The following is a 17,168-nucleotide window of genomic DNA, read 5'->3' on the forward strand; positions in this document are numbered from 1 at the left end:
TCCGGTGAACAAAAGAGCTGCATGGATTCGCGTCGTCGTACAATTATTATCCTGGCTGGGATCGCTTTACTGACATTGCCATTCTACTGTTTGGGGATTGCGGGTCTAACGTTAGCCCCGCCAGGTGGCCTTCAGAGCCTGCCGCCGACATTGCCGGCGGTTGTATCGCCCACCCCAACCAGCACACTGTTTAGCACGGCAACGGCCGTTGCCAGCCTCACCCCACCGACCACCGTCACGCCCGGCACGGCCACCGCCACGCTGCTGCCCACACCCACCCAATTCCTCACGCCCACGGCGCTGCCAACCGGGACGGCCACCACCACCCCCACGACCACGGCCACACCGACGGCCACCGAAACGGCCACAGCCACCGGCACGCCAACCCTTACGCCCACAGCTACCGAGACGGCCAGCCCCACCGCCACGCAGACAGAAACGGCTACGGCTGCGCCCACAGAAACAGCAACAACGACGCCAACGCCGGAAACGCCCACATCCACCCCTATCCCACCGACGGAAACGCCCAGCGAAACACCTACCGAAACCGTCACGTCAACCCCAGAGAGTTAACCTTAGAGAGAATTCATGGACACGTTCAAATTATTAAAAACCTTATGCGAGACCGACGCGCCATCCGGTTATGAGGCGCAAATCGCCCCCATCGTGCAAGAGTTATGGGAGCCATACACCGACGCTGTCACCACCGACCGGGTAGGCAGCCTGATAGCCATTAAACACGGCCGTGCCCCCGAACCCCGCCCCCGTCTGCTGTTAGCCGCCCACATGGACGAAATTGGCCTGATGGTGACCCAGGTTGTCGAGCAGGGCGGCAATGGTTTTCTGCGCGTCACCAACGTCGGCGGCATAGACCGGCGGCAGGTCTATGCGCAGTTGGTGACGGTACACGGCCGTAAAGAACTGCCCGGCGTCATTGGCTGCCTGCCCCCCCACCTGCTGCCCGATGACCGCAGCGACAAAGCCTACGGCTATGAAGACCTGGTCATAGACCTGGGTTTACCGCTGGCCGAAGTGGCCGCCAACGTCGCCATCGGCGATTATGTCAGTTTCCGCCAGCCGCTGCGCAAATTGTTGGGCCAGCGAGTCAGCGGCAAAGCGCTGGACAACCGCGCTTCGGTGGCCGCCGTCACCATTTGCCTGGAGTATTTGCACGGCCGTACTCACGATTGGGACGTAGTCGCCGTGGCTACCGCCCAGGAGGAAACCCGCCTGCTGGGCGCCTACACCAGCGCCTTCAGCCAGCGGCCAGACGCGGCCATCGCCATAGACGTCACCTTTGGCAAAGGCCCTGCCACCAACGACGAGAACACCTTTGAACTAGGCAGCGGGCCAACCCTGGACATTGGCCCCAACGTCCATCCCGGCATCTACAAAGCGCTGCAAGAAGCCGCCGAAAGCCTGGAAATGAACGTCAACACCGGGACCCACAGCCGTTACAGCGGCACAGACGCCTTCGGCCTGCAAATTGCTCGTGACGGCATCCCTACCGGTCTGGTAGGTATTCCGCTGCGCTACATGCACACCGTTGTCGAATCAGTAGACATAAAAGATGTCGAGCGCACCGGTCGGCTGTTGGGCGAATTCATCATCCGCCTCGACACCGAATTTATCCCCAAAATTACGGCGGCCATGATGGAGGAAGACAAATCGTGAACGAACTGCTGAAAAATCTCACCGAAGCTGTCGGCGTCGCCAATGATGAAAAAGAAGTGCGGCGGCTCATCCGCGATCTCATCGCCGACTATGTGGACGAGTGGCACGTAGACGCACTGGGCAACTTGCTGGCCCTGAAAAAAGGGACGGGCGCATCGCCGCTGCGCATTCTGGTGGACGCCCACATGGACGAAGTGGGGTTGATGATCACCGACGTGGAAAGCAACGGCACGTTTAAGTTTGAGGGGGTAGGCGGCTTTAATGACCGCACATTGTTGGGCAAAATGGTGCAGATCGGGCCTGGCAAGGTCATTGGCGTCATCGGCGCGCGCCCAGTCCACCTGCTGAAAGCCGACCAGTACCACAGTGTGGTAAAAATAGACGCGATGCGCATTGACATCGGCGCCAAAAACAAAGAAGCGGCCAACGGCAAGGTGAAGGTGGGCGATTATGCCGCCTTTGTGACAGAGTATGAGGAGTTGGGCCGCACGGCCGTTGGTAAGGCATTCGATAATCGGGCCGGCTGCGCCGCATTGGTGGAACTGCTGCGGGCACGGCCGTATCCTTTCGACCTGTACGCTTCCTTTTCTGTGCAAGAAGAAGTGGGGCTGCGCGGCGCGCAAGTGGCTGCCTACAGCGTCAACCCAGACGCCGCCCTGGTGTTGGAATGCACCCCGGCCTACGATTTACCCAATGACAACGATGTCAGCCCCAACGTGGCGCTGGGCAAAGGACCGTCTATTTATGTGATGGACAGCGTGACCATTCAGGACCCGCGCCTGGTGTCGCACATCACGCGCACGGCCGCCGCCAACAACATCCCCTTCCAGATTCGGCAGCCGGGCGGTGGCGGGACCAATACGGCCGTCATTCAAAAAACGCGCGCCGGCATTCCCGCGGCCACCATCGCCGTGCCTGGCCGCCACGCCCACACCCCCACCATGATGATCAACCTGGACGATTATGCCAACGTCGTCAAACTGGCCGAGGCCACCTTACGCAGCCTGACGCCGAACCTGATACAACGCAGTTGAGTGCGGAGTAAAACAGCAGACCACACCATCTCTACACTCTATCCTTCTGGAGGAACAAATGAACGAACTAATCAAAAAACTGGTAGAAGCCTATGGCCCTTCGGGATTTGAAGATGGGCTGCGCGATTTGATCCGGCCGGAAATCGAAGCCTATGCCGATGAAATCCGGGTGGACGCTCTGGGAAACCTGATCGCCACCAAAAAAGGGGATGGCAGCGGCCTGAAAGTAATGATTGCCGCCCACATGGACGAGATTGGGGTGATGGCGACGCACATCACCAAAGAGGGTTTTCTACGCTTCACCAACATTGGCGGCGTGCTGCCACACAACCTGATGGGCAGCCGGGTGCAGTTTGCCAACGGGGTGATCGGCGTCATTGGCAGCGACCGCATTGACGACCGGGGCAAAATTCATCCGCTGAACAAACATTACATTGACGTAGGCGCCAGCAGCCCGGAAGATTGTCCGGTGGCTGTAGGGGACGCGGCGGGGTTTGTACGGCCGTTCCAGTCCCAGGGCAGCCGCCTCACATCCAAAGCCATGGACGACCGTATTGGCTGCGCTGTCGCCATTGAGACCCTGAAACGCCTTCACAGCACACCCCACGAGGTCCACTTTGCGTTCACCGTGCAAGAAGAGGTGGGCATACGCGGAGCCACCACCGCCGCCAATCACCTGGACCCCGACGTTGGTATTGCCCTGGACGTTACCCTGACCGGCGACATGCCCGAAGCCCGCCCCATGGCCATCAGCCTGGGCAAAGGCGCCGCTATCAAAGTCAAAGACAGCGGCATGATCGCCCACGCCGGCCTGGTACGCCTGATGAAACAACGCGCCGAAGCGGCCAACATCCCCTACCAGCTAGAAGTGTTAGATGGCGGCACCACCGACGCCCGCTCGATGCAAATTGCCAACGGTGGCGTGGCGGCCGGCTGCATCTCCATCCCCTGCCGCTACGTCCACTCACAAAGCGAAACCGTAGACGCCAACGACGTGGAAAGCTGCGTGCGCCTGTTGATAGAGATTTTAGCCAACCCCATCACGTATTGAAATGAAAACGTCAAACGTCCGAAGAAGGTCGGACGTTTGACGTTTGATCCATTGCCCACGACGGCCCACTTAGCGCAAAAAACGCGCTCCCAACCAAAACAACGTCATCGTCGGAATCACCTGCGTGAAGGGCAGCAGCCCTTCCACGGCCGCAAACCCCCGCAGCGCCTTCAGCCCCAGCCGGTCCAAAATGATCCAGGCGAACGGGGCCGACAAAAAATCCAGCCCAAAATCCAACAGGTCAATTAGCAGCACCACCACAAAGGGCGTATGGCGCAGCGTCTCCGTAAAATCGGCGTCGGGCGGCACGTCAATGCGCCGCACCATCAGCCCCACATAAACCAGCAGCATCAAAGCCAGCATCAGGGCGCAGCCCATCGCGCCCGCCAGATAAAGCCCAATTGTTTGTAACAAGTCTGTATTCATAGATTTGTGAAGGAGGTTTACTCGTTAGCGGATTGGTTTGTTGGCTAATTAACCAGCCAACACCGCCAACTAGCTAACCCCACCAACCCCTCTACCCAACCAGCACAGCCCAGGCAAAGATAATGATGATAAATAAGCCAGCAACCAATTGAATGGCCGTGGCGATACCCCATCCGGCCAACCCGCCTTTGCTGGCGCGCCAGGCGGCTTCCCAGTCGCGCCGTTTGTGGTATTCGCCCAACAGCACACCCAGCGCGTAGCCAATGATCGTGCCAAAGATGGGGATCGGGATGAGAAAAGACCCCAGGATGGCCCCCAGAAGCCCGGTGAGGATGGTGCGCTTGGCTGCCCCCACTTTGCGCGCCCCAAATATAGGCAGCCAGATGTCCGACAACCCGGCAAAGATCACCACCAGGAGATAAACACAAACGTGCCAATGCTGAGGGTTGCAAAGCCATCACGCCAGGCGTAAACGGCCACCCCCAACCAGATCATGAAGATGCCGGGCAAAATGGGCACGATAACCCCTATTAAGCCGACAATCATCAACAGAACGATAATGCCAAAAAATAATGAATCAGCAATGAGTGCCAAACGATATACTCCTGTAGAGATCGCCAGAGATAGAGTTAGAGAATTGAGCAGGGTCTTCTACACTCTACACTCCAAACCTATACGTATAGTTGGCTAAAGTGTTTTATAGGCGTGTAAGAAGCGGTTGAAGACGCCGGAAAGATAGGGGCGAAAGTGGATGATAGAGTGGAACACAGTTCCGGCCAACTGCTCATCACTCATGTGGTTGATTTTTTGCCAGGTGTATTTATTGGGCATGTCGGAAAACCAATTGGCGAAATGAGGCAGCCAACTGGAAAGAACGTGCCAACAATGGGCGGCAGGTAAAGCCTGGCGTATCGCCCGCGCATCGAACTCTGCCCCCAGGCGCGCCGACATGGTGAGCAGATAACTATCTATCATTGTCTCGTCGGTGATGTATCGCTCGGGCCGGATGATGATTTGCGAGCGGTTGTCATTCTCATAGAGCAGGTCAAACTGCTCCATGAAGCTGACCACATCTATCAGGCCGGGGCCAATGCGCAGATCGTGCCAATCTAGCAGGCGGTAATCACCCATGAGGGAGAGATGCCAATGGTGGGCGTGGGGATTGCCATGAAAGAGGGTGGATGGCAGCCGCTTGAGCGGCTGTAGCATGGGAACCGGGTCGTCTAACAGGTCGGCTACGGCGTCCATATGGCTTTCGCCCAAGATACCAGGCCAGCCACCCAGGCTGCGAATTACCGTCAGGCCATTGGCGGCGGAGAGCAGGGTGGGGGCCAGACGGCCGCCGTTGTGGATGGCGTGCTGTGAAAGAATGGCGGCCGGGCCTTGTTCAAAGTAAACGGCCTGGTTGCGCCGCAGTTCTTCCCAGGTGTATTCTTTGCCTTCGATGAAGTGGGGCAGTTTCAGCCGCAGCAAATCTTCTTCACGCTGCCAGAAGAAGGCGTGCAGACCGGCCATTTGTTCAACGAGGGCTTCCGCGTCGGTGGGCGTCCAGGCAGCGGCGGGATAGTCGTTGGGCACGTCTTCCAGAACCAGCCAACCATGGTCGTGGTCCAGGTGGGCGAATAGGCAGCGCGGGGTGAGGTCTGGCAGGTGGTCGCTTAGTTCCTGAAAAAAGATGGTCTCTTCGCGGTTGGTGAGTTTGCCGATGAAGGTGATGGGGTCGGGGTAGTCTTCGAGGGTGAGGATGTAGCGGTTGACGTGGCGCTGATAATGGCCTTTGGGAGAGATGCGGATGGGTTCGGCGGTTACGGCCGTTACCACCACCGCCTCATCCTCTAAGTCCATCCGCAGCAGGGCCGTCCATGCGGCCGGGTCCCGTTTTTGTAACTGAACGACATCTACTTGTGATTGCTTCATCGTGAGCGGATTGTAAAGCGGAACGGCCGTGCTGACAAGCGGCGCTCTCACTGAGGCAGGTGGTGGCGTCCAGGAACAACAAAGGGTTCTTCCCTACGACATGGAGTTACTCACCATACCGCAAGGCGGCCGGCAGCGTAATCATAAACTCCGCCCCACCCTCCGGCCGGTTCGTCACCGCCACCGACCCATTATGCGCCCGCGCAATGCCCCACACGGCCGAAAGCCCCACACCCGATCCCGGCTGCATCTTGGCCGCTGCCCCCCGATAATACTTGTCAAAAATATGCGGCAGGTCAGCCTCAGGAATGCCAGGCCCCTCGTCCAACACCCGAATCAGCACACCCTCGTCAGAATAATTCACCAGCACGGCCAGTTCTGTATGACGCGGCGAATACTTAATGCCATTTTCCACCAGGTTCAGCAACATGTGATACAAACGGTTTTCATCAGCCAAAATGGGATAAGGCTGGCCGCTAATGGTCGGCCGCAGCGTCATGGATTTGTGCAGCGCCGCCCCCGACATATCTTTCAGAACCCGACTAACCACCTCGGTAAAATCACAGGGTTGGCGCACCAATTGCATGGCGGCTTCCTGCGTCAACGGGTCCAACAATTGGGCGATCATCTCCAACATGCGGTCTACGGCCACGCCGATCTGGTTCAGATAACGTTCTGATCGCTGATCCAACTGCACGGTTCGCTCCAACAGCGCCTTCCAGCCGGTGATGGCCGTCAATGGATTTTTCAGGTCATGGGAGAGCATGTGGAAAAAGTCTGAACGGTCGGCTTCTAACTGCTTGACGTAGGTAATATCTTGCATCACGGCGATGGTGCCAACATCTGGCAGGTGTTCGGCCGTTGCCAAAAAAATCTGTTCGCCAATCTTGATTTCATCTGTCCGCCCCACGCCCCGGCTGATGCCTTCAAACAACTGGGCCATGTGGGTTTGCAGCAGCCGATTGGCGGCTTCATTGGCGATCAGCACGCTGCCGGAATCGTCGAGGATCAGCAGGGGTTGGGGCAGCGTTTGCGCCGTCGCCTGAATGGCCGCCCGCTGGCGTTCTGACTCTTTAAAGAGGCGGGCATTTCCAACGGCCGTCGCCATCGGATTGGCAAATGTTTCCAGGCGGCTCAGATCATCTTTGGTAAACAGGCCCTGGGCCTTGTTAAACAATGTCAGCACACCTACCACATGGTCCTGCACGCGCAGCGGCACACTGATCATTGTCTCCGGTGCACGCCCCATCACGCTGTCCACCGCTGGATGATACGCCTGATGCGTCTGAGGCTGATTGGTCATAATCGCCTGACCACTCTGGGCTACCCGGCCAATAATGCCATCACGAATGGCAAATGGCCTGGTGTCTTTGCCGCCCATATGCCCCTGGAACGGTTTGAGATGCTGCCCCGATTCATCCACCAGGCACAGCAGCACCGCCTGCACCGGCCAATGTTTGTTCACCTGCTCTATCAGAACCTCGTAAATTTTATCCAGGTCCAGCGAAGCCGATACCGCCCGCGCCACCTCGTTCAGCGCCGACAATTCCTGGTAGCGCCGGACCAATGCCGCATCGGTGGCCTGGTATACTCGCGCATTTTGGATGGCAATGGCCGCAAAATCGGCAATCGCCGTCAGCAGGCGCTCATCACGGCGATCGAACCGTTTGCCCGGTTGGCGGTGGGTGGCGGCCAACACGCCAAACGTTACCCCACCCAGGGTAATGGGCACGTAAGCCAGCGCCTCCACCAGATAATTGGTTTTTACTTTAATCTGTTCTTCACCCGGCTGTCGCCAAACGCGCAGCGGCTGGCCTGTCTGAATCACCTTACCGGCCAACGATTCATTGTCAATAGGCAGGCGCAGCCGTTTAATGGCTTCATCTTCAATGCCGCGCTGCGCCTCCAAAAACAGTTCGCCGCTGGTCTCATCCACCAACCAGATACTGGTGTCCCCCGCCGAGGTCAGTGTCATGGCCGCTTCGACCACCTGATTCAGCACTTCGTCCAGGTCTAATTGGGAAGTAATAGACTTGGCGATTTCGGTCATCGCATCGGCCAGGTCAATTTTGCGCTCCAACGAGCCGGTAGAATATTGCGGCCGTTCGATGATGTGGAGAATGAGACGGAGCTGGCCTAACGTCAATATGTCGCCATCGGCCAGCGCGTAGGGGGTTTTAACGCCAATGGAACGGCCGTTACGCATGGTCCCGTTGGTGCTGCCCACGTCAATGGCATACAGATGGGTGGCGGTGGGCCGCAAAAAGAGATGCTGCCGCGAGACGCCCATGCTCCCGGCGTCAAACGCTTTCAAGTCTATGACATTCGGTTCATCCAAGTCCCGGCCCAACACCACTTCGCCATTGATGTCGAAACCTAAACGGCGCTGCGGATCTGTCGCCAGGTCCAGACGAATCCGCCAGATCGGCCGACTCTCCAATTCCCGCGTAGACGGATCATAAGGTATCGGGCGATATTTCACCTCCGGGATGATAATTTCCAGGCCGGCAAGATGCTCGCCCCGCAGTTCGTCTGTATTTAGATTTGCGTTTTCTTCTGACATGCGCTTCTACTTGTGCTGGCGTTGGCGAATGCAGCGACTGCGCCAGGCAACACCCCTCTGTTCTATGCGTTAGTTTACAAGAAGATTCTCTCTCACCTGTCAAGGAAACGTGAATAATCCCGGTTTTCTGGCGGCTAAACGCGCAGCGTTGCTGTCAGGCGCAGCGGCCACAACAGCAAATCCAAAGCCGCCGCAATGGAAGGCGCCACCACATCGGCGGCCATGAGGGTGGCCGCCGCCGCGCCTTCTTCCTGGACTACGGCGATACCCAAAACGGCCGTCACCAGCATCAATTGATCGTTACGGCCGTTGCCCACCGCCACCACCCTGTCTGCGCCCAATGCCTGTACAACGGCCTGCTTGCCGGCCGCCTGATCGCCAGGCGGCAGCGTCGTCAGGTGGCCGGGAATCCCGGCCAATTCATTGCCGGCAGTACCAAAGGTATCGGCCGTCAGCACGTGGACCTTCAGGTGCTTCGCTAAAGCCACCAAACGCTGACCAACGCCGGGTAACAGACGGCCGTCACAAGCCAACGTGCCATTATAATCCAGAACCAAATGCTCCAGTTGGTAGACCTTATCGCCAGGAACGTCAATTTGTATCATCTGTTAAGGGTAGTCCATCAATCCAGCCGGAGGAAAAACAGATTCAGCTTTCCCTGAATTGATCGCGCGACATGACAAGACAACTGCCTAATAAAAGGTAACAACTTGCTGCCTAAATTATAAACCCACAACGCCTGCGTTACAAGCCGGTTGGCGTTCAGCCAGCCAATACCTTTTCGATTTGCACCGCCCAGGCAAACAGCGCCTCATCAGCCTGCCAACGGCCGGCCAGTTGCAGCCCCAGCGGCAGACCGGCAGCGTTCGCCCCGGCCGGCAGGCTCAACGTCGGCAGACCGGCATAGGTCCAGGGCAAATTCATCACCGGGTCGCCGGTACTGTCCAGCCCGGCCGGCGCCGCGCCAACGGCCGCCGGCGACAGCCACACATCCACCGCCTGTTCATCCATCACCCGCTGCAAATCGGCGCGGAACTGTGGCCGCGCAGCCAGGGCAGCCACCAATTCATCCGGTTGGATGGCCTGCCCGCGCCGGATTAATTCGGCCGTCTTGGAGTGGTAGAGGTGGGCATACTGCCCAAACCAGGCGGCATGGACCTGCGCCGCTTCGGCGGCGACGATGGTGGTGTGCCGGGCGAAAATGTCGGCAAAATCGGGCATAACGGGGATGGATTTCACGGGGAATCCGGCGTTTAACAAGCGCTGGCAGGTGGCGCGAAAATGGGCCAGCCCGGCCAGCGAGGCGCGTTCCAAATAAGGCCCTTCGGGGATGCCCAAGACCGGTGGATGGGCTGCGGCCGTATCCCGCCACCCATCCACCAGCGCCGCCGCCGCCAGCGCCGCCCCGGCCACATCCGGCGCAAACAAGCCCACGTGGTCACATGACGGCGCTAAAGGAATCACCCCGTCGCGCGAGATGCGCTCGTAGCTGGGTTTGTAGCCAACAACGCCGCAAAAGGCGGCCGGCCGAGTGATGGAGCCGATGGTTTGCGTGCCCAACGCCAACCGGCTGAGACCCGCGCCCACGGCCGCCGCCGAACCGCTGCTAGAACCGCCCGGCGTGTGGGCAGGATCATGTGGATTGCGCGTGGGGCCAGGGGCAAAATAGGCAAACTCGGTGGTGACGCTCTTCCCCACGATGAGCGCCCCGGCCGCCCGCAAACGGCGCACGCTGGTGGCTTCATCCCCCTGGAACAGATGGGGCGGCAGTTGGCAGCCACCTTGCGTGACAAACCCGGCGGCGTGGAAAATATCTTTCACCGCCAGCGGCAGGCCAAAGAGCGACGGCCGTGTCGCCGGTTCTGGGTAGGCGGCGAGTAATTGTTGGGCCTGGTGGCGCAGGCGGGCGAAACGGCCGTCTTCCGGCACAAACGCCAGCACTTCTGGTTCCCGTTCGGCAAACCGCGCTTCCAACGCTGCCAGGTAATCCAGCAGCGGCCACTGCCCGGAACGCAGCGCCGCCGCTGCCATGTCAGTTGGGGCGTCCAACGGATGGGGCATTAACCTTCTCCTGGGACGGCCGTCGGCGTGGCCTCCGGCGGTGGGCTGCTGTCGCCGTTATCCAACGGCGTGGGCAGAGGCGTGGGTGTCGGCAGCGGCGTCGGTGTGGGGTCATATTCAAATTCGGTGGAGACAATCTCGAAGGTGGTGCGGCCCGGCAGAATGGTCACTTCGCGGCGGTAGGTCACGTCATTCACCGTCAGCAGCAGCACATATTCCCCGGCCGGCAAGTCGCCAATCACAAAATTTTCCCGCCACACCTCGTCGGATGCAACGGTGAGGGCATAGGTGCTTTGCTGGCGCAAAATTTCGCTGCTGCCCGGTGGCTGCAAGATGAGTTGCGCGCCAGTAATGGGACGGCCGCGTTTGTCCACCAGCCGCCCGGCCAGGGTTCCCCAACCCTCGTAAGGGACCAGCCAGAGCATGGGGTTGCGCGTCGCCGCGTAATTATTTTGGCCCACGCGCACCTCAAAATGCAGATGCGGCCCGGTCACTTCACCAGAACTACCCACCCCGGCGATGACCTGCCCCTGATCCACCGTATCGCCCTCGGCCACAAACAGTTCCAGGGTGTGGGCATACAGCGTAAAGACGTCCTTGCCCTGCCACTGCCAATCATGCAAAATAATCACGGTGTTGCCATAATAATTGACGCCGTTGTTCGGGCTGGGAAAGGAGCCGGCATGAACGACGGTTCCACTGCTGGCGGCCAATACCGGTGTGCCGGTCTCGTTAGGGAAGTCCAGGCCGTGGTGAATGCGGTAAGGCGGGATGTTGGCCGCCTGTACGTCATTGCCAAAGGGATACCATTCCAGGTCGTAGTTGCGATAGCCGGAGGGGATGGGGCGAGTGAGCCAGTAATGGTCGTCAGGGTGGATGGCCAGGGGGGCGGGCATCAGCGGCGGCCGCCACTCGGCGGCGTCACGCGCGGCAGGACCGGCGTCGCGCACAAAGTTTTGCCGGGCCTGGTCGGGGCGCAGACCGCTGCCTTCGGGTGTGGGGACGAGCATGGCGTCTGGATCGATGGGGGCAACGGCCGTTATCGCCACCCCTTCATCCAGCAACAAAGGCGCAGACACGGCCGTGCTGCCCGCCGGCGCATTGGGGGCGACAGCCAGGGGAACGGCCGTAGGCACAGGCACATCCTCGCCAGACTGACAGCCGGCCAATCCGCCCACCAGCACCAGCCAGACAAACCAGCGCAGCGCAGGCCGGACAAACCACTTTGCTCTGCGCCCCTGCGCCTCTGGGTTCAGTTTTCCTGGCAGCGTCATGGGCTAACTCATGGCCTAGCGGTCGGGGAAGGTCTGGCGGAACAAGGCTTCTGGATGAATTTCCAACATGGCTGCCTCCCAGGTGAGGTTCTGCCGATTTTCGTAGTGCCAGAAAGCAATGCCGGGAAAAAAGGTGCGCCAGTTGTCGGCGGCCGGAGTGCGCGTCCAGCCATAATCGGCCGCCAGATAGGTGAAATCCACGTAATAACCGGTCGGAATGTTGTTCTTCAAGACGCCACCGGCGTCATAATACTGCGGTTCATCGCCAAAACGGGCGCGGAAATCCCAGGGCAGATCGCGCAGCGGTTCCCCCTGGCTGCCATCCTGCGCCGTCGTCCGCAAAAACAGGCGCCAATATGTCTCCAACCCCACGTCTTCGCGCACCACTTCCACCTGCGGCTCAAAAGTCAGCGCGTCGCGGTAGGCCAGGTCTATGGCGCGCCCCGCTTTGTTCCAGGTGCGGCTGCTTTGGCCTGGGGTAGATTTGTCGTCTATGGCCTCGAACATGTTGTCCAGGCGGGCCAGGTAATCCCATCCGGTTTCAGTCACCAGACGTTGGCGCAGCGCCAGGAAAGATTGGTCCACGCGGTCGCTGAGATAGGGCGATGGGGCGTTGATAGGCATCTCAAACAAGACAACCGGCGGCCCGTTCCTTTCCGGTGGGGCCAGGGCTTCGGTGAAGAGCGGTTTGTCGGGATATTGGCTGTCGAAGCGGGCGGCGTTGTCGGCCTGGGCCGGGGTCATGGGATTAGAAGTCCAGGCGGGGTCATCTAAACGGCCGTCGGCCACAAACGCCTGTGGCGCGGCGCTCCACCCTGCCGGACTGCCGGCCAACAAAAAGCTCTGCGCGCCTTTGTCAAACACGTAAACCAACGATTCGCCGTTGGGCGACCAGGCCGGATGACGCCCCTGCTGCCCCAGGCTGACCGGTTGGCCGGCGGCGCGATAGCTTTCGTTTAAGGGCACAGCATACAACAGGGGGAATCCGGCGCTTTGATCATGGTAGGCCAGGAAACGGCCGTCTGGCGAAAACACCGGCCCCTCTTCAGCGCTGCCCGGCGACGCTGTCAGGTTCACGGCCGCCTCGTCGGTCACTTCGTTGAGCGACATCATGAAGATGTCTTTGTTGCCACTGCGCCAACTGGTGAAAGCCACATGCCGCCCGCCCGGCGACCAGACCGGGGCAAAGTCAGGGGCCGGGTTTTCGGTCAGCCGGTAAGGGCCTTCGCTGAGGTCGGCCTTGATGATGTAGATATCCAGGTTATCGGCGCGGTAAGCCTCGTAGACCAGCCATTGGCCATCTGGCGACCAACTGGGGCCGCCGTCAAAACCAGGGTGATTGGTGATGCGCCGCAGGTTGTTGTCGTCCAGGTCATAGACGTAAATTTCCCAGTTTCCGTCACGGCGGGAGGTGAAGGCCAGTTGACGGCCGTTGGGACTCCAGGCCGGGTCACGGTCTTCGGCGGGGTGCTGCGTCAGGCGAATGGGTTCTGTTTGGCCGACCGGCAGCAGGTAAATATCGCTGTTGCCCTGGCGCTGCCAGGTAAAGGCCAGCGCGCCGCCCGTTTGCATAGGATCCGGGGTGGGCCAGGGGGTCAGGCGCACGTCAATGGTGGGGCGCGGCGTTGGCGTCGCCGTGACCGGCATGGGCGAGGGGGTGGCAATGACCACACGCGGCAAAAACAGACCATCACCGGCCGATACCCGGTCTGGCTGCTGCCCCTGCCAGGTGGCAAAACTGAGGATGAGGACAATGGCGATGCTGGCAAAAGCGGTCACAAAACGGACGACGTGGGCATTGGGTGGGGTATGCCGGGGTTGGCGCGGGGCGATGACGGCCGTTTGCGGTGGTTTGGGCCGGTGAAACGATACCCGAAGCCGGGCGCGGTACACCAGCCAACGCGACGCCCAACGTCGCCGCCATTTCAGACGGCGCGGCGCGGTGGCTTGCCAGGCGGCCAACCACAGACGGCGCGTCTTGGCGGCCAACCAGACCAGGAAAGCCCAGACCACCCGGCGCATGAACCAGCGAAACGGCCGTATCACCACAAACAGCAGCGGCCGCCACACCACCCAGAACAGCAGGTTGCGCATTGCCAACCCTAAACGGCCGCTAAAGCGCTTCACTGGCGGCCATACCCGGCCGCGCAGCCCTTCGTGCAGCCAGCCGAGGGGCAGCCAAAAAGGCATAGTCAGCAGCCAGATAGGTTTCCAAATAATCCAGGTGAGCAAGCTGCGTAAAGCCAGCCCCAGACGCCCCCAAAAACGCCAAAACCAGAGGAAAAGCGGACGCAAACGAAGCCATACCGGGCGAAACATAGATCTAAAAATCCACCGACCTGGTTTCGCCAGCGGACGCGCAATCAACTGCCAGGGAAATAAGAGCAAAGCCCAGAACGACCGGCCAGCCCGTCTCAATCGCTCGACCATCTTGCCATTCAGTGTAGCATGGCTCAAGGATATGTCAACTTATTCTGGGATGCAGCGCCCGGTTAAGGTGCATCGCACCGAAGGAGGTGGTGTGCTAAAATTAGGCCATGCGTAAAGAACTTATTGTGGTTGGCGGCGGATTGGCCGGAACAGAAGCCGCCTGGCAGGCGGCCGAACAAGGCATACAGGTGCGCCTATTCGAGATGCGCCCGCACACAACCACCCCGGCCCACGTTAGTGACCGGCTGGCAGAATTGGTGTGCAGCAATTCTTTGGGTTCCAACCTGGTTCACAAAGCGCCGGGCCTGCTGAAGGCTGAACTGCGCGGCCTCGGTTCAATGGTATTAGAGTGCGCCGAGCAAACGGCCGTACCCGCCGGTTCATCCCTGGCTGTAGATAGAGACCAATTCGCTGAACTGGTCACCAGCCGCATCGCCAACCACCCCAACATCGAACTGGTGCATGAAGAGGTAACGGCCGTGCCCGACCAACCAGCCATCATCGCCAGCGGCCCGCTCACCGCCGCGCCATTGGCCCAGGCCATTGGCGCGCTGTCCGGCCAGGAACACCTCTATTTTTACGACGCTCTCTCGCCCATTGTCAATTACGAAAGCATCAACCTGGAGATCGCCTTCCGCCAATCGCGCTACGATGAAGGCGAGCAGGTGGACGGCGATTACCTGAACTGCCCCCTGACCCGCGCCGAATACGAAACGTTTACCGCCGCTCTGCTGGCCGCCGAAACCATCACGCTGAAGGAATTTGAGCGCGAAGACGCCAAATTTTTCGAGGGCTGTATGCCCATTGAGGCGATGGCCCGGCGCGGCGAAAAGGCGCTGGCGTTTGGCCCCATGCGGCCGGTGGGGTTGATTGATCCACGCACGGGGAAACGGCCGTATGCCGTGGTGCAATTGCGCCAGGACAATCTGGCCGGGTCGCTTTACAACATCGTTGGCTTCCAGACCAACCTGCGCTGGGGTGAACAAAAGCGCGTTTTGCACCTCATTCCCGGCCTGGAAAACGCCGAATTTATGCGCTACGGCATGATGCACCGCAACACCTACATCAATGCGCCGCAGCTTTTGCAGCCCACCCTCCAACTACGCAGCCGCGCCGACCTCTTTTTCGCCGGGCAGATCACCGGCGTGGAGGGCTACGTGGGCAACGTGGGGACCGGGCTGCTGGCCGGGCTAAACGCCGCTCGCTTGCTAAATGGGCAGCATCCCGTTATCCTTCCCACATCTACCATGCTTGGCGCATTATGCCACTATGTCACCCACGCCGAAGCGAAGGATTTCCAGCCGATGAAGGCCAATTTTGGCCTGCTGCCGCCGCCGCAGCAACCAATGGGCAAGAGCGACCGCTACCACTGGTACAGCGAACGCGCCCTCACCGCCCTGCGCCGCGCGGCGCGAGCCAACCGGCTGCCGTATAACCGGGAAAAAGCGGAAATGGGGTTAACGGCCGTCAACCATATCCCCTAATCCACTCTCAGAACACGGATTACGGATTACAGATTACAGTTAACCCATCACAAAACACCACCATGATCAATGACCTAAAACAATGGTTGCAGCAGCAAGTGAACACCCTCACCAGCGCCACGCTCTACCGCGCGCCAAACATGCTGCCCGATGTTGAAGACTTGATCACGTTCATCCACCTGCTGGCCGACAACGTCGGCCATACCCGTGAAGTGCAGCTCTCATCCGTCCAATTCTGGGCGCTCACCAGCATCGGCTACGACGCCCGCGCCGCCAGCGATTGGTTGACAGTGCTGCAAGTACTAAAGGAAGAGATCGGCAAAGGACTGGAAAAACGCTTCTCCACCCGCGACGCCCTGGCCGCCTGGCGCATGTTAGACGACATCCTGACCTATGCGCTTATCGAAGCCACCCAACTCGCCAGCGACATAGACCACGCCGAACTGCTGGAACACACCCAACGGCTGCGCCACCAGATGGAAGACTTTGAAAAAAGCAAAGCCAATTTCATCGCCGTCGCCGCCCACGAGCTAAAAACGCCCCTCACCCTGCTGGAAGGGTACGCCAACATGCTGCGCGTGGAAACCGAACCCGATTCGCGCCTGCGCCTGTACGTGGACGGCCTCAACAACGGCTTCCGCCGCATGTACGAGATCATCAACGACATGATTGACGTATCGCTGATTGATCTGCAATCGGTAGAACTGAACATCACCCAGTTTTACCTGGAGCGCGTCATTTTGATGGTCGCCGACAGCCTGGACAAACATTACTTCGCCCGGCAAATTGACCTGGTGATCATGCCCCTCGGCGAAGAAGTGCGCATTTACGGCGACCAGGAGAAATTAACCAATGCCTTTAACAAGGTCTTGTTCAATGCGTTGAAATTTACACCCGACGGCGGCAAAGTCACGGTGTCCAGCGTGTTAACACGTCAGGCGGAAGCCAACGAACACATCGCTGGCTACGTGGATGTACAGATCAAAGATGAGGGCATTGGCATCAACCCAGAAAACCTGGAGATGATTTTCGACAAATTCACCAGCACCATGGATGCCAGCCTGCACTCGTCCAGCAAAACCAAGTTCAAGGGCGGCGGCCCAGGGTTAGGGCTGCCCATTGCTAGAGGCATTGTAGAGGCGCACGGCGGCCGTATCTGGGCCGAAAGCGCCGGCTGCAATGAAGAAACATTCCCTGGCTCTACCTTTCACATCGAACTGCCCATCTGGCGACACCAGCCAGAACTTGGCTGAC

At 59.5% G+C, this 17,168-nt stretch carries 15 protein-coding genes; 5 read left to right on the forward strand and 10 right to left on the reverse strand.

The features are described 5' to 3' along the window. Window positions 1–131: 131 nt before the first annotated feature. Complete coding sequence (locus IPM39_00590; GenBank protein MBK8984573.1) at window positions 132–554, reverse strand: hypothetical protein; 423 nt, start codon at window positions 552–554, stop codon at window positions 132–134. Window positions 555–588: 34 nt separating this feature from the next. Between IPM39_00590 and IPM39_00595 the strand changes: the two genes are divergently transcribed. The 3 genes from IPM39_00595 to IPM39_00605 are packed head-to-tail and all read left to right on the forward strand — an operon-like array spanning window position 589 to window position 3,759. Further along, entirely contained in the window at window positions 589–1,674 is a 1,086-nt protein-coding gene (locus tag IPM39_00595; protein ID MBK8984574.1) for a M20/M25/M40 family metallo-hydrolase, read from the forward strand. Next, window positions 1,671–2,708, forward strand: a complete 1,038-nt coding sequence (locus IPM39_00600; GenBank protein MBK8984575.1) for a M42 family metallopeptidase — start codon at window positions 1,671–1,673, stop codon at window positions 2,706–2,708. Before IPM39_00595 ends, IPM39_00600 begins: the two co-directional genes overlap by 4 nt. 58 nt (window positions 2,709–2,766) lie before the next feature. After that, window positions 2,767–3,759: a M42 family metallopeptidase gene (locus IPM39_00605; protein MBK8984576.1), complete on the forward strand. Its 993-nt coding sequence runs from the start codon at window positions 2,767–2,769 to the stop codon at window positions 3,757–3,759. Window positions 3,760–3,828: 69 nt separating this feature from the next. Here IPM39_00605 and IPM39_00610 read toward each other — a convergent pair whose 3' ends face one another. From IPM39_00610 to IPM39_00650, 9 genes are all read right to left on the reverse strand, one after another. Beyond that, window positions 3,829–4,137: a hypothetical protein gene (locus tag IPM39_00610; GenBank protein MBK8984577.1), complete on the reverse strand. Its 309-nt coding sequence runs from the start codon at window positions 4,135–4,137 to the stop codon at window positions 3,829–3,831. A 139-nt stretch (window positions 4,138–4,276) separates the two neighbouring features. Continuing rightward, window positions 4,277–4,597, reverse strand: coding sequence for a DUF456 domain-containing protein (locus IPM39_00615; protein ID MBK8984578.1), 321 nt, complete (start codon window positions 4,595–4,597; stop codon window positions 4,277–4,279). Further along, entirely contained in the window at window positions 4,591–4,779 is a 189-nt protein-coding gene (locus tag IPM39_00620) for a hypothetical protein (protein ID MBK8984579.1), read from the reverse strand. The genes IPM39_00615 and IPM39_00620 overlap by 7 nt, the downstream gene beginning before the upstream one ends. Window positions 4,780–4,872: 93 nt before the next feature. Beyond that, window positions 4,873–6,102, reverse strand: a complete 1,230-nt coding sequence (locus IPM39_00625) for a hypothetical protein (GenBank protein MBK8984580.1) — start codon at window positions 6,100–6,102, stop codon at window positions 4,873–4,875. A 106-nt stretch (window positions 6,103–6,208) separates the two neighbouring features. Further along, window positions 6,209–8,665: a GAF domain-containing protein gene (locus IPM39_00630; protein ID MBK8984581.1), complete on the reverse strand. Its 2,457-nt coding sequence runs from the start codon at window positions 8,663–8,665 to the stop codon at window positions 6,209–6,211. A 134-nt stretch (window positions 8,666–8,799) separates the two neighbouring features. Continuing rightward, window positions 8,800–9,270, reverse strand: coding sequence for an ATPase P (locus IPM39_00635; protein MBK8984582.1), 471 nt, complete (start codon window positions 9,268–9,270; stop codon window positions 8,800–8,802). Window positions 9,271–9,427: 157 nt separating this feature from the next. Further along, window positions 9,428–10,726: an amidase gene (locus IPM39_00640; GenBank protein MBK8984583.1), complete on the reverse strand. Its 1,299-nt coding sequence runs from the start codon at window positions 10,724–10,726 to the stop codon at window positions 9,428–9,430. Then, window positions 10,726–12,000, reverse strand: a complete 1,275-nt coding sequence (locus IPM39_00645; protein MBK8984584.1) for a M23 family metallopeptidase — start codon at window positions 11,998–12,000, stop codon at window positions 10,726–10,728. The genes IPM39_00640 and IPM39_00645 overlap by 1 nt, the downstream gene beginning before the upstream one ends. Window positions 12,001–12,015: 15 nt before the next feature. Then, entirely contained in the window at window positions 12,016–14,319 is a 2,304-nt protein-coding gene (locus IPM39_00650) for a PD40 domain-containing protein (protein ID MBK8984585.1), read from the reverse strand. Window positions 14,320–14,537: 218 nt separating this feature from the next. Here IPM39_00650 and trmFO point away from each other — a divergent pair, with 218 nt between their 5' ends. Then, entirely contained in the window at window positions 14,538–15,914 is a 1,377-nt protein-coding gene (gene trmFO / locus IPM39_00655) for a methylenetetrahydrofolate--tRNA-(uracil(54)-C(5))-methyltransferase (FADH(2)-oxidizing) TrmFO (protein MBK8984586.1), read from the forward strand. 62 nt (window positions 15,915–15,976) lie between these two features. Continuing rightward, complete coding sequence (locus IPM39_00660) at window positions 15,977–17,167, forward strand: HAMP domain-containing histidine kinase (GenBank protein ID MBK8984587.1); 1,191 nt, start codon at window positions 15,977–15,979, stop codon at window positions 17,165–17,167. Window position 17,168 lies beyond the last annotated feature (1 nt).

It is taken from the genome of Candidatus Leptovillus gracilis, assembly GCA_016716065.1.
GTDB lineage: Bacteria > Chloroflexota > Anaerolineae > Promineifilales > Promineifilaceae > Leptovillus > Leptovillus gracilis.